The 13934-nt window shown below is 68.7% G+C and carries 11 protein-coding genes; 3 read left to right on the forward strand and 8 right to left on the reverse strand.

Features of this window, described 5'->3' with window-relative positions; all coding sequences use genetic code 11:
- Positions 1 to 5: 5 nt before the first annotated feature.
- The 8 genes from JMT67_RS08080 to JMT67_RS08115 all read right to left on the reverse strand — a co-directional run bounded on the left by JMT67_RS08080 (position 6) and on the right by JMT67_RS08115 (position 11073).
- Positions 6 to 2063 carry a TonB-dependent receptor gene (locus JMT67_RS08080; protein ID WP_201463172.1) on the reverse strand — a complete coding sequence of 686 codons (2058 nt, stop codon included), beginning with the start codon at positions 2061 to 2063 and terminating at the stop codon, positions 6 to 8.
- A gap of 94 nt (positions 2064 to 2157) precedes the next feature.
- Positions 2158 to 2844, reverse strand: a complete 687-nt coding sequence (locus tag JMT67_RS08085) for a Fe2+-dependent dioxygenase (protein WP_183215168.1) — start codon at positions 2842 to 2844, stop codon at positions 2158 to 2160.
- A gap of 78 nt (positions 2845 to 2922) precedes the next feature.
- Positions 2923 to 5292 carry a TonB-dependent receptor gene (locus tag JMT67_RS08090; RefSeq protein WP_201463173.1) on the reverse strand — a complete coding sequence of 790 codons (2370 nt, stop codon included), beginning with the start codon at positions 5290 to 5292 and terminating at the stop codon, positions 2923 to 2925.
- Between the two features lie 91 nt (positions 5293 to 5383).
- Complete coding sequence (locus tag JMT67_RS08095) at positions 5384 to 6175, reverse strand: peptidase (RefSeq protein WP_201463174.1); 792 nt, start codon at positions 6173 to 6175, stop codon at positions 5384 to 5386.
- Between the two features lie 64 nt (positions 6176 to 6239).
- Positions 6240 to 7079: a transglutaminase family protein gene (locus tag JMT67_RS08100; protein WP_201463175.1), complete on the reverse strand. Its 840-nt coding sequence runs from the start codon at positions 7077 to 7079 to the stop codon at positions 6240 to 6242.
- Between the two features lie 2 nt (positions 7080 to 7081).
- A complete protein-coding gene (locus tag JMT67_RS08105; protein ID WP_152948901.1) occupies positions 7082 to 8020 on the reverse strand; it encodes an alpha-E domain-containing protein in 939 nt (312 codons plus the stop codon).
- A gap of 170 nt (positions 8021 to 8190) precedes the next feature.
- Entirely contained in the window at positions 8191 to 9612 is a 1422-nt protein-coding gene (locus tag JMT67_RS08110; RefSeq protein WP_152948902.1) for a circularly permuted type 2 ATP-grasp protein, read from the reverse strand.
- Positions 9613 to 9867: 255 nt separating this feature from the next.
- A complete protein-coding gene (locus tag JMT67_RS08115; RefSeq protein ID WP_201463176.1) occupies positions 9868 to 11073 on the reverse strand; it encodes an NAD(P)/FAD-dependent oxidoreductase in 1206 nt (401 codons plus the stop codon).
- A gap of 197 nt (positions 11074 to 11270) precedes the next feature.
- On the opposite strand from JMT67_RS08115, the gene JMT67_RS08120 reads away from it, so the two are divergent.
- From JMT67_RS08120 to hisD, 3 genes are read left to right on the forward strand one after another with little or no spacing between them, the layout of a single operon-like run.
- Positions 11271 to 11561, forward strand: coding sequence for a YerC/YecD family TrpR-related protein (locus tag JMT67_RS08120; protein WP_201463177.1), 291 nt, complete (start codon positions 11271 to 11273; stop codon positions 11559 to 11561).
- Between the two features lie 10 nt (positions 11562 to 11571).
- On the forward strand, positions 11572 to 12453 hold the full coding sequence (gene hisG, locus JMT67_RS08125) for an ATP phosphoribosyltransferase (protein ID WP_182715141.1): 882 nt from the start codon (positions 11572 to 11574) through the stop codon (positions 12451 to 12453).
- Complete coding sequence (gene hisD / locus JMT67_RS08130; RefSeq protein ID WP_201463178.1) at positions 12453 to 13772, forward strand: histidinol dehydrogenase; 1320 nt, start codon at positions 12453 to 12455, stop codon at positions 13770 to 13772. Before hisG ends, hisD begins: the two co-directional genes overlap by 1 nt.
- Positions 13773 to 13934 lie beyond the last annotated feature (162 nt).

A 13934-nucleotide genomic window follows, 5' to 3' on the forward strand; every position in this document is an offset into this window, starting at 1 on the left:
GACCGTCAGTAGCTGAACCTGACCCCGGCCCGCACCGTGCGCGGGGGGCCGTAGCCCGCGACGTCGGACCCGGTCATCGACACCTCCACATCCGCGTCGAAAGCGTTGTCGACGGCGGCCCAGATCATCACCCCGTCCCCGGCCGACCATTCCGCGCGAGCGTCCAGGGTGACGGCGGGGTCCAGGGTGCGGCTGTTCAGATCATCGTCGAACCGGGCCGATTCATAGCGCGCGGCCAGACCCAGGCTCAGCCGATCCGTCGCCCGCCAGTCGACGCCCGCCGTCGCGCTCCATTCCGGCGCCTGGGCCGGACGCAGGCCCGTCAGCTGGGGCGCCGCCGCGCCGCCGTCCACCTCGGCGTCGGTCCAGGACAGGGCGGCGTTCAGCGCCAGGGCCTCGCTCGCCCGGACCGAACCGTTCAGCTCCAGGCCCCAGGCTTTGATCGTGCCGGCGTTCTGGCGTTGGCGCAGCACGCCGCCCGCCGGCACGAAGCCCGCGCGCGGGAAGGTCGCCGGTCCTTCGCCGATCGTCACATTGACGATGGCGTCCTCGATCTCGTTCCAGAAGACGGTCGCCCCCCAGGCGACGCCGCTCCGGTCGAAGGCCAGGCCCGTCTCGATCCCGCGAAGGGTTTCGGGCTCCAGCCCCGCATTCGCCTCGGTGATGTCGTTGCCGACCCGGAAAGGCCGGTGCAGTTCGTTCAGGGTCGCGGGCCGAAAGCCCGAATAGGCCGCCGCCCGCCAAGCGTAACCCTCGCCCAGCCAGGCGGCCAGATCGCGCCGCGCCGCCAGTCGCGCGCTGACCACCTCGCCCGACCGGTCCTCGTCGGTCTCGTCCAGGATCGGCGCCCCGGTCGCCAGCGTGTATTCGTAGCGAAAGCCCGCCTCGTTCTTCCACCGGTCGTAGCGGAGACCGCCCGCGACCAGCCAGTCCCCGCCGGTCCACGACCCGTCCACATAGGCCCCGGCCACCGAGGTCTCGCCGCCCGCGCGCCGTCCCCGCGCGAAGCCCGCGCCGGTGGGATTGCTGAAGAACTCATTGGTCGCACCCTCGTTGAAGCGGGCGTCGGCGCCGACCTCCCACTCCAGCCGGCCGCCCGCGATCTCGGCCACGCGACGGCGCAGGGCCGCGTTCAGCCCCCAGCCGGTCGCCGGGGTCTTGTACTGATCATTGGCCGGGGTCGTGGTCGATCGGTCCGCCGCCACCGAGGCCGAGCTGTTGGCGAAGTCGCTCTCGATCCGCCACGCCTGCAGCCGCCAGCCGTAACCGTCGACGGGCGGCGCCTTGGCCGCCGTGGCGCTCAGGCTGTGTCCGCTGGCGTTGGACCGGGCGTTCAGCAGGCCGGAGCCCCGATCCTCTTCCCAGGTCGCCGCGCGCAGAGACAGGTTCGCCCCTTGCAGATTCACCCCGTCCAGCGGCGCATCGACCCGCAGGGCGGCGCTGCGGCTGTCCAGATCCAGCGGCGTGTCCGCCGCTCCCGCCGCCGATCCGCGCACGGGCGTATAGCCGTCGCTGGTCTCATACAGGCCCGACAGGGTCACGCCGACGGGGCCCAACATCGTCGATCCCGATCCCGCCCCCCGCGCCCCGCCGCGCGCGGCGAGCGACAGGTCCAGCACCCCGCCCCGCGCCCGCTCCGTCAGGGCGATGGTCCCGGTCAGGGCGCCCGCGCCATAGGGCCCCGCGCCCGCGCCGCGCACGACGTCCACCCGCTCCAGCGATTCCGGCGCGACCTGGGACCAGATCACCCAGCCGCCGAACGGATCGTTCAGCGGGACTCCGTCCAGGGTCACCAGGGTCCGCCCCGCGCCGGACGGGGCGATGGCCCTGAGCGAAATCCCCTGGGTCGTCGGATTGGCGGCCAGGCTGGAGGTGCGGCGGAACAGGGACACGGCGGGCACGGTCCGCAGGGCCTCGTCCAGCCGGACGGACCGCTCCAGCACGGTTTGATCCAGCCGAACCACCGAAAAGGCGGCGTCGGCGGCGGCGGGCGGCAGACGGGCCGCCGTCACCGTGATTTCAGACAATTGGGCGGGCGGAGCGGGGGGCGCGTCTTGGAACATCCCGGTCACAATAGACCAGCCCCGCCTTGGTTCAGCCCTGCGACCTTATAAAGCGGACTGCGACCCTGGGGTCACAGACGGGGCGGTCGGGACGTCACACCTCGGACCAGCGCCGCAGAAGATTGTGATAGACGCCGGTCAGTTCGATCACCGCCTGATCCTTCGGCCCCTTCTCCAGGGCCACCCGCTGGGTCGCCACGTCCAGACGGAACAGCATCTCGCGGTCGCCGTCGTCCCGGATCAGGCTCTGCATCCACATGAAGGACGAGACCCGCGCCCCGCGCGTCACCGGCATGACCTTGTGCAGGCTCTTGGACGGATAAAGCACCAGATCCCCGGCCGGCAGCTTGACCGACTGCGGCCCGTACATCTCCTCGATGATCAGCTCGCCGCCGTCATAGTCCTCGGGCTCGGACAGGAACAGGGTCGCCGACAGGTCGCTCCGTATACGGATTGAACCGCCGCCCCGCTGCTGGCGGATGGCGTTGTCCACGTGCAGGCCGAACTCGCCCCCGCCCTCATAGCGGTTGAACAAGGGCGGAAAGATCGTGTGCGGCAGGGCGGCGGCGACGAACATGGGATTGGCGTTCAAGGCCTGGACGATCAGGGCCGAGACCTCCTTGGCGACGTCGGAGTCTTCCGGCAGCTGCTGGTTCCGCTTGGCCGTCGCCGACTGATGGCCCGAGGTCATGTTTCCGTCGGCCCACGGTCCGGCGTCCAGCCGCTCGCGCAGGGCCTTCACTTCGGCCTTGGAGAAGACTTCGGGGATTTGCAGCAGCACGTCGCTCTCGCTGGAAAAGAGAAAGGCGGCCCCGCCGGAAGGACGGAGCCGCCAGTTATAGGCCGGGGATAGAGGCCTTTAGAAGCGCAGGTTCAGGGCCAGAATGGCCTGGCGTCCCGCCGCCGGATCGGCGTGGTGCACGCCGTTGGTGCGGATGATGTATTCCTCGTCCGTGGCGTTCTTGACGTTCAGCTGCAGGCTGGCGCGGTCCGAAAGGTCATAGGTGGCGAAGGCGTCAACGCGGGTCCATTCGGGCGCATAGACGCGGTTGTTCCCGCCGCCGGCCCCGCCCTGGTTTCCGCCCCAGGACTTGGAGGTGTAATAGACGCCGCCGCCGATCGTCAGTTTGGGCAGCAGGCGATAGGTGGTGAACAGGCTCGCGCTGTTCTTGGGCGTATTGGCTAGGGGCAGGCCTTGCAGCGGATTGACGCTTGCGACCGGCGGCGTGCCCGACACGACCACGGCCGCCTTGGTCAGCTCGGAGTCCATGTAGGTATAGCCGCCGAACACGGTCCACTTCGGCGTGATGCTGCCTGACACGCCCAGTTCGAAGCCGGTGACCTCGACCTCGCCTTCCTGACGGAAGATGTTCGGCTCGACCAGGATCAGGGCGTTCTTGCGGGTCAGATGGAAGGCGGCCGCCGACAGGGCGAGACGGTCGTTCAAGACATTGGCCTTGGCGCCGATCTCGAAGCTCTCGGTGTCTTCCGGATCCAGAACGGTGTTGGCGACGCCATCGACCGTGCCCGTGCCGCCCGAGGCGTTCTGGTCGCCCGCCGAAATGGTCGGCGGCGTCGAGGAGGTGGACCAGGACGCATAGACGCTGCTGTTCTGCGTCGGCTTGAACACCAGACCAACCTGATAGTTGGTGAACTCCCAGGTCCGCTCGGGCACGACCGTATAGCCTGCCGTGGTCCAGACGCCGGCCGTCTGGCTCGACGTCGCATTCAGGCCGCGCACCGAATACTGATCCCACCGCACGCCCAGGTTCAGGATCAGCCGCTCGGTCAGGGTGATGCTGTCGTTGGCGTAAAGGCCGATGGTCTCGGTGGTGTTGGAGCTGGTCGGGCCACGGTTGATCACGCCGGTCCAGGCGTCGTCCGGCGTGGGATCATAGACGCGGGTGCAGTCGTCGGCGCCCAGGGCGCTGGCCGCCGTCGGCCTCGATCCGGAGACTGTGGTCAGACCCGTCGGGCAGGCGGCGCCGGAGGTGGTGTAGGTCGAATAGGCCGCATTGCGGTTCCGCTCGCGCGTCAGCTCCAGACCCACGTCATAGCTGTGTTTGAACGCCCCCGTCTCGAACCGGCCGTACAGGTCGGTGACATTGGCCAGGGTGGTGACGGGGTTCCAGCGGGTCTTGGTCCCCCGCTTCATCCAATAGGTCCCGTCGGCCGCGCGGCCGACATAGCCGCCGTCGCCGGGGTTGGTGACGATGTAGTCGTTCAGCGTCTCCGCATAGCGGCTGACGTTGCGGATCGTCAGAAGGTCGCTGAAGCGGTGCTCGGCCTTGAAGGTGAAGCTGTCGACCTCATTGGTCAGATAGTCGCGCGCCTTCAGCCCGTAGAAGCTGCCATAGGGGACGTCCAGCACGCCGCTGTCGGTCGTGCGCGACTGGATCTTGGTGAACAGCGGAATGCCGTAGTCCGGCGTCTGATCGCCGGTCAGATGATAGTAGCTGAAGACCATGGACGAGCCGGTTCCCAGGCCCGCCCCCAGGCTGACGCCCAGGCCCCATTTGTCGTAATCGACGCTGTCGCGACCGGGCACGTCGCCCTGGGCGCCCATCAGATTGATCCGCAGGGCGGCGGTTTCACCCAGCGGCATATTGGCGTCGATCGTGCCGCGGACATAGCCGTCCGTCCCGACGCCGGCGCTGAAGTTGTTGAAGGCGTTCAGTTTAGGCGATTTGGAGCTCAGATTGACGCTGCCCCCGCCCGAGCCCCGGCCGGAATAGACGGCGTCCGGCCCCTTGATCACCTCGACCTGTTCCAGGTTGAACACTTCGCGCTGCTGGCCCCCCGTATCCCGCAGACCGTCGACGAAGATGTTGTTGCCGGACGACTGGCCGCGGATGAAGGGACGGTCCGCCAGGGGCTGACCGCCCTCGCCGGCGCCGAAGGTGATGCCGGGCGAATTCTGCAACAGGTCCTGCAGCGACGAGGCCGCCGTCTGTTCGATGATCGCCTGGGGAATGACGGTCACGGCGCGGGGCGTATCGACCAGGGGAGCGACGAATTCGGGACTGACCGGCGCAGGCTTCTTCAGCTGGCCGTTGACGTCGATCGTGCCCAGGTTGGCGGGCTGTTGTTGCTGATCCACGGTGACGACCACGCCGTCTTCGGCGGTCGCGTCAGCGGCGAGGGCGATGGCGGGGGCGGCGACCAGCATGCCGGCGGCGCTGGAGGCGAAGAGAAGCGCGCGAAGCGAGGCGGCGCGAGAGTCGGACATGTTTTGGCGACCTTTTGGTCTGATTTTGCGATGCGGTCGCAATAACCAGCTTCATCGGGTCGCACAAGAGCGATTGCGAGCGGGTCGCAACTTAATTCGAGACGACGCTGATCGTGCGAGACGGCGCCGTCTGCGCGCCCAAATCAAGCCAGTTCGGCGCCGGCATGGCTTGGTGCGCCGCAGCCAATGCCTCCGACCACCGCCGGCCCAGATCGCGGAAATAGGGATCATCGGCCTCCAGCCGACGCTCCATCCCCGACAGATTGTCGCGGCGGATCACGATCAGATCCAGCGGCGGCCCCACGGCGATGTTGGAGCGAATGGTCGAGTCAAACGAGATCAGCCCCAGCTTCACCGCCTCCGACAGCGGGGTGTCGGAATGCAGGGCTCGGTCCAGGATCGGCTTGCCGTATTTCAGCTCGCCGATCTGCAGATACGGCGTGTCGGCCCCGCATTCGATGAAATTGCCCTGGCCGTAGATCAGATACAGCCCCATCTTGCCGCCCGCGATCTGGCCGCCCAGCAGCATGGAGGCGTTGACGTTCAGGGCGTCGGCGGCCGGCGAGGCGGGCGTATTGATCGTGGCCCGGACCGTGGCCATCGCATGGCCCAGGATCTGGGCCGCTCGAAACAGGGTCGGCGCGGTCTCCAGCGTCTCCGGCCCGCTAGAATCCGGCAGCTTGACCCCTTCGGCCACCATGGCCAGGGCCGTCTGGGTCACCGACAGATTGCCCGCCGTCGCCACGGCCAGCACCCGCTCGCCCGGCTTTTCGAAGACGTGCAGCTTTCGATAGGACGAGATGTTGTCCACGCCCGCATTGGTGCGGGTGTCGGCGATCATCGCCAACCCCTCGTGCACCAACATGCCTACGCAATAGGTCACTGTCCCCTATCCGCTCCCCGTTCCGCGAATCCGCAGACGCTAACAGATTCCCGCGACATGACGATCAGGACCATCCCCGGCTCTGATGTTGTTGCCGGCCCTGTTGCACAGGCCGCACATGAAGGGCCACCGTCAGACTGCCGACCCCGCCGCCATAGCTGGTTCCCCGGATCGGCGTCGCCCCCAGCGAGTCCAGGCCCACGGCGATGCGCACATAGCTCTCGGTCGGGCAGACGCCGTTGGCCGCGTCGAACCCGACCCAGCCCAGATCCTCGATCCAGGCCTCGGCCCAGGCGTGGGCGGCGTCCTGGTCGTGCTGGCCGTCCGACCGGTTCAGATGGCCCGAGACATAACGGGCCGGCACGCCCAGGGTCCGGGCGCAGGCGATGAAGATCTGGGCGTGATCCTGGCAGACCCCGCGACCGATGGCGAAGGCCTCGGACGCCGTATGGGTGGCGGAGGTCGCCCCGACCTCGAAAGCGACGCCGGCGTGGATGGCCCCCATCAGACGGTGCATCCGCTCCAAGGCCGCGCCCTCGGGCACGGACCGGGCGAAGTCGATCAGGGCCGCATCGGCCTGGGTCAGCCGGGTGTCGCGCAGATAGACGCCCGGCTGCAGCCGCTCGTTCTGCCCCCGGATCACCCCGCCGGTGTCCACGGTCGACACCTCGCCCGTCACCCGGATGGTCAGGGCGTCGGTCGGCCGCTCGGTATAGAGGCTGTGCACGATATTGCCGAAGGCGTCGTCGCTGCGGCGCAGCCGGGCGTCGACGTCGGTCTCGATCCGCCATTCCCGCACCTGCTGGGCCTCGCAGGACCGGGGCGTGAGCCGCAGCACCTGGACGATGAACCGCGCGGGCCGGGCGTAGGCGTAGCGGGTGGAGTGGTCGATCCGGATCCGCATGGTCAGACCAGATACTGTTCGTGGATGGCGGCGCCCAGGGCGTTGTTCTCGTTCAGAAAGCCCTGGATGTATTCATGCAGGCCCGACTGGAAGATGTCCTCGATCCGGGCCTCGTTGAACTGGGTCAGGCGGTTCGACGCCAGCCGCTGGGCCGGGCCGCGCCGGCCGTAGTCGGCCGCCAGCTTCTCCAGATAGCTGACGATCATCCCCTGACACGACGCCAGGGACCGCGGCATCTGCCGGTTCAGCACCAAGAGGTCCGCCACCAGCCAGGGCCGCACGCTCTCGCGGTAAACCCAGCGATAGGCGGTCAGGGCCGAAACCTCACGCAGCAGGGTGGTCCACTGGAAATAGTCCAGCTGTCCCCCCACCCGTTCGCCCGGCGGCAGCAGCAGATGATATTTGACGTCCAGCAGGCGGGCGGTGTTGTCCGCCCGTTCGATCGCCATGCCCAGCCGCAGGAACCAGTAGGCGTCGTTCCTGAGCATCGTCCGCGACGAGGCCCCCTCCACCGCCAGGGACGTCGATTTCACGAAGTCCAGGAAGTTGGTGAAGTCGTCGCGCCGGGTCGGCTCGCCCAGTTCGTTCAGCCCGTTCCAGGCGCCGTTGATCGCCTCCCACAGTTCGATGGTCAGGGCGGTCCGCACCGAACGGGCGTTGGTCCGCGCCCGGGTGATACAGGCCTTGATCGAGGTCGTATTGTCGGCGCCGAAGGCCAGATATTCGCGGACCGACTTTTCCGACACGGTGCGGCCGGTGGCGTCGAAGGCCGACTTCACCCCCGACGAGGCGATGGCCCCGGCCCAGGCGGTGACGGTCGCCTGATCCTTGGCCGGCAGGGCCGCCAGGCGGATCGCCGCCTCCAGAATGCGCGCAAGAAAATCGGCCCGCTCCATATAGCGGCCGGTCCAGTACAGGCTGTCAGCAGTGCGAGAGAGCATCTCAGGTCTCCTCCCCATTCATGGGGAGGTGGCGCGGCGCTCCTTCAGCGCCGTGACGGAGGGGTTCTTGCCGCATCACCAGCTTCCGTGCGGCGTCCAGAGCCCCTCCACCACCGGCTGCGCCGGCGGTCCCCCTCCCCGCACAGCGGGGAGGAGACAGTGTGGTCGCCTCAAACATCCAGCACCCAGGTGTCCTTGGTTCCGCCGCCCTGGCTGGAGTTGACCACCAGCGACCCCTCCTTCAGCGCCACCCGCGTCAGCCCGCCCGGCGCGACCCGCACCCCCGCCGGACTGGACAGGACGAACGGCCTGAGATCGACGTGGCGCGGCGACAGGGCTCCGCCCGCCAGGGTCGGGGCCGTCGACAGGCTCAGCGTCGGCTGGGCGATGAAGTCGTCGGGATCGGCGATCAGCTTGGCGCGGAAGGCCTCGATCTCGGCCTGGGTCGAGGTGGGCCCCACCAGCATGCCGTAGCCGCCCGATCCGCCGACCTCCTTGACCACCAGTTCCGGCAGCTTCTCCAGCACCTCCTTCAGCGCCTCCGGCTCGCGGCAGCGCCAGGTCGGCACATTCTTCAATATGGCGTCCTCGCCGGTGAAGAAGCGGATGATCTCGGGCATATAGGTATAGACGGCCTTGTCGTCGGCCACCCCGGTCCCGACCGCATTGGCCAGGGTCACACGCCCGGCGAAATAGGCCGACATCAGCCCCGGCGCCCCAACCGCCGAATCCGGCATGAAGGTCAGGGGGTCGATGAAGTCGTCGTCGATGCGGCGATAGATGACGTCGACCCGCTTGGGCCCCTCGGTCGTGCGCATATAGACGGTGTCGTCATTGACGAAGAGATCCCCGCCCTCGACCAGTTCGACCCCCAGCTTGTCGGCCAGGAAGCTGTGCTCGTAATAGGCCGAGTTGAACGGCCCCGGCGTCAGCACCACGATGGTCGGGTCCTCGCCCGCCCCCGACGGCGCCGAGGCCTGGAGCGACCGCAGCAGCATGTCGGTATAGATTTCGACCGGCCGCACCGCATGTTCGGCGAACAGGTCGGGGAACAGCCGCATCATCATCTCGCGGTTCTCCAGCATATAGGAGACCCCCGACGGCGTGCGGACATTGTCCTCCAGCACATAGAAGCCGTCCTCGCCCGTGCGGACCAGATCGACCCCGGCGATATGGCACCAGACGTCGCCGGGCGGACGCCGCCCCTGCATCTCGGGTCGATAGTGCGGATTGGTCAGGATCAGGTCGGCGGGCACGATCCCGGCGCGGATACAGTCCTGCGGTCCGTAGATGTCCTTCAGGAAGGCGTTGATGGCGGTGACCCGCTGCTTCAGCCCCTTCTCCAGACCGCCCCATTCATCAGCGCCGATGATGCGCGGCACGACGTCGAACGGGATCAGCCGCTCGTTGGATTCCTCGTCGCCATAGACGGCGAAGGTCACCCCCATGCGGCGGAAGAACAGCTCCGCCTGGCGCGAGCGCGCCTGCAGCAGATCCGGCGGGGCGTTTTCCAGCCAGGCCGCCAGGGTCTTGTAGCTGTCGCGGATCGCGCCGGATCCGCCGCCGTTCATTTCGTCGAAAGCTCTCGTCATCCGCCCCCGCCGCGTTGAGATCACAGCTTGATCGCGACCCAACGAAAAGCGCAACAGTTTTGTTGCACTGCGGCGAAGCTTCAACAACCAGACCCTCCCCCGCCTGCGGGAGAGGTGGCCCGTCGATCGCGCAGCGATCCAGGGTCGGAGAGGGAAGTTCTGCTCAAAGCAAGAAGACTCACCCCATCGTCAGGCGTGTCGCTTCGCGCCACGGCCTGACACTTCCCCCGCAAGCGGGGGAAGGCCGGGTGAAAATCACACCCCCACCGCCTTCATCGAAACCGAGACGTCCGCCAGCTTCGCCACATCCACCGGCGTCCCCTTCCCGATCAACTGCTTGCCTGCCATGAACTCCGGCGGGGCGTTGACCGCCTCGACGCAGACCACCCGGTCGCCGTTCAGGTGGAAGACCGCAAATCCCCCCGCCGATGGATCGCCTCGCACCACCTGGCGGTCCGCATCGAACGGCAGGCCCGCGATCTGAAGCTTGAAGTCGTACTGATCGGACCAGAACCACGGCACCTCCGGCGCCGGCCCCGGTCGCCCGACGATGGCCGCCGCCGCCTGTTTGGCCTGTTCCAGCGCGTTGGGCACGCTCTCCAGCCGGTGCGAGACCCCGCCGTGCACGGGAATCGGCCGCCGCGTCATGTCGCCGACGGCGAAGATGGCCGGGTCGCTGGTCCGCGCCTGATCATCCACCACCACCCCGTCGTCGCATCTCAGACCCGCCGACCGCGCCAGCCTGTCGCAGGCCAGGGCGCCCACCCCGACCAGAACCGCATCCGCCTGCACCGTCGACCCGTCGGCCAGGGTCACGCCGTCATGGGCGACCGCGACCACCTCGGCGCCCGTGATGATCTCCACCCCCCGCGCCCGGTGCTGGGCGGTGAAGAAGGCCGACAGGGTCTCCGACGCCACCCGCGCCAGCACGCGCGGCGCCCGTTCGATCACCACCGCCTCGGCGCCCAAGGCGCGGGCCGAGGCCGCCGCCTCCAGACCCACATAGCCGCCGCCGACCACCGCCAGCCGTTTGCCCGGCCCCAGCACGGCCTTCAGCCGCTCGGCGTCCTTCAGCGTCCTCAGCTCCAGCAGGTCGGGATGGTCCCCGCCCGGAACCGGCAGTTTGCGCGCCGTCGATCCCGTCGCCAGCACCAGGACGTCATAGGGTTCGCTCGTCCCGTCGTGGAAGGCGACCGTCTTGGCCTCCGGGTCCACCGACACGGCGACAGTCGAGGGTCGGAAGTCGATGTTCTGCTCGGCGTAAAAGCTCAGCGGCCGCAGCAGCAGCGCCTCAAGATCCGCCTCCCCCTTCAGCCAGGCCTTGGACAGGGGCGGCCGCTGATACGGCGGCGCATCCTCCTCGCCGACCAGCACGATGGGGCCTTCATGCCCATACTGCCGCAGAAAGGCCGCGACGGAGCCGCCGGCGTGGCCGGCGCCGATGATCAGGATCTTGGTCATGGGGGGTGATTTAGAGTGGCGAGTGGCGAGTGGCGAGTGGCGAGATAAACGCCCCCGGCTTTCAACCGTCGTCCTCGGGGCTGACGAAACCTGGCTGGACCGCACAAAGCGCCGTCTTAAAACTCGCCACTCGCCACTCGCCACTCGCCACTAAACGCCCCTTGACCGTTCCACTGTTACAGCATAGTGGAACGCGCATGACGACCCCGCCCGCCCGCGACGCCCTCTACGACGCCCTGCTGTCGATGCAGACGCGCGCCGAGATGGACGCCTTTCTGGCCGACCTGTGCACCCCGGCGGAACTGCGCGCCTTCGCCGAGCGCTGGCAGGTGGCGCGCCTCTTGGACGCCGGCGGCAAATCCTATCGCGAGATCGCGGCCGAGGCCCACGCCAGCCCCACCACCGTCGTCCGCGTCGCCCGTTACCTCAAAGACATGCCGCACCAGGGCTACCGCAGCGCCCTGGACCGCCTGAAGAACACGAACTGAGTATCCGAACATGAGCACCGTACAGGGCCGGCTTCGCATCGCCGTCCAGAAATCCGGCCGTCTGGCCGACCGCAGCCTCGACCTGATCCGCGACGCGGGTCTGAAATGGGTCAAGGGCCACAACGACCTGCTGTATCGGGTCGAGAACTATCCGATCGACCTGTTGCGCGTCCGCGACGACGACATCCCCACCTTCGTGGCCGACGGCGTCTGCGACCTGGGGATCGTCGGCGAGAACGTGCTGGAGGAAGGCCGCAACGGCGGTCCCAATGCGTCGGTCGTCATGCCCCTGGGCTTCGGCCGCTGCACCCTGAAGATCGCTGCGCCCCCGACCCTGGCCTATGAAGGCCCGGCCTCGCTGGAGGGCCTGCGGATCGCCACCTCCTATCCCAAGATCCTGCGCCGCTTCCTGGACGAGCGGGGGGTCAAGGCCGACATCGTCGTCATGCGCGGCGCCGTCGAGGTCGCGCCCCGGCTGAAACTGGCCGCCGCCATCTGCGACCTGGTCTCGACCGGCGCGACGCTGGAGGCCAACGGCCTGGGCGCCAAGGACACGGTGCTGGAAAGCCAGGCCGTGCTGATCCAGTCCCCCGTCGCCCCCGAACCCGACCTGCAGCACCTTCTGGACAGCATCATCGAGCGGATGGCCGGCGTCGTGTCGTCCCAGGGCGCCAAATACGTCATGCTGAACGCCCCGCGCGCGGCGCTGGACGAAATCACCGCCATCCTGCCGGGCGCCGGTTCGCCCACCGTCATGCCCCTGTCGGGCCGCGACGACGCGGTCGCCGTCCACGCCGTCTGCCAGGAGGCCGTCTTCTGGGAGACGCTGGAGAAGCTGAAGGCCGCCGGCGCCTCGGCCATACTGGTCCTGCCCATCGAGAAGATGATGTGATGACCACGGCCTTCAAACGTATCGACTGGTCTTCCCTCGACGCCGCCGGCAAGACGGCGGCCCTGGCCCGCCCGGCCCAGCGCACCGCCGGCGACGTCACCGAGGTGGTCCGCGCCATTCTGGACGACGTGCGCGCGCGCGGCGGCGCGGCCGTCACCGACTGGTGCCAGAAGCTGGACAAGGCCCCGCCCCGCCGCATCGCCATCACGCCCGAGATCGTGGCCGAGGCCCGCAACGCCCTGCCCCCCGCCGACGTCCGCGCCCTGCGGATGGCGGCCGACAATATCCGCGTCTTCCACCAGGCGACCCGGCCGGAGGACACCGACTTCGTCGAGACCACGCCGGGCGTCCGCTCCAAACTGGCCTGGCGTCCGATCGCCTCGGCCGGTCTCTACATCCCCGGCGGCACCGCCCCCCTCTTCTCCTCGCTTCTGATGCTGGCCATTCCGGCCGGCGTCGCGGGGGTAGGTGTGCGGGTCGCCGTGACCCCGCCGGACAAGTCGGGCGGCGTCCACCCCGCCATGATCCTGGCCGCCGCAGAGGCGGAGATGGACGCCCTCTGGCTGATGGGCGGCGCCCAGGCCATCGCCGCCCTGACCTTCGGCGTCGAACTGGAGGACGGCGTCATCCCCGCCTGCGACAAGCTGTTCGGCCCCGGAAACGCCTACGTCGCCGAGGCCAAGAAACAGGCGTCGGCCCTGCCCGGTGGCCCCGCCGTCGACATGCCCGCCGGCCCGTCCGAGCTGATGGTCGTCGTCGACCGCGACGCTGCGCCCGAGATCGCCGCCGCCGACCTGCTCAGCCAGGCCGAGCACGACGCCGACGCGCAAGTTCTCCTGGTCTCCACCAGCCGCGCCACCATCGACTATATTCTGACCGAGGTTGAGGCCCAGGTGGCGACCCTGCCGCGCGAGGCCGTCGCCCGCGCCTCGCTGAACGAGGCCCGCGCCGTCCTGGTCCGCGACCTCGACGCCGCCTGCGAGGTGATCAACCTCTACGGCCCCGAACACCTGGCGCTTCAGGTGGACGATCCCGAGGCCCTGCTCCCCGCCGTCAAGGCCGCCGGCGCCGTCTTCGTCGGCCGGTTCGCGGCCGAGACCCTGGGCGACTACGCCGCCGGCCCCAGCCACGTCCTGCCGACCGACGGCGGCGCCCGCACCCTGGGCGGCGTCACCACTTCCAGCTTCATGACCACCATGTCGGTCCAGCTGGTCACCGAGGCCGGCGCCCGCGCCCTGGCCCCCATCGCCGCCCGCCTGGCCCGGATGGAGGGCTTGGAAGCCCACGCCCGCGCGGCGGATCTGAGGAGCGAGGGATGAGGGCCGCCTTTAAAGACCCTCTCCCGCTTGCGGGAGAGGTGGCCCGTCGTTCGCGCAGCGAACCAGGGTCGGAGAGGGGCGTTTCGCCAAGTCGCAGAACTCCCCCCATCGTCAGGCGTGTCGCTTCGCGCCACGACCTGACACTTCCCCCGCAAGCGGGGG

Source organism: Brevundimonas aurantiaca, from assembly GCF_904830995.1.
Taxonomy (GTDB): domain Bacteria; phylum Pseudomonadota; class Alphaproteobacteria; order Caulobacterales; family Caulobacteraceae; genus Brevundimonas; species Brevundimonas aurantiaca.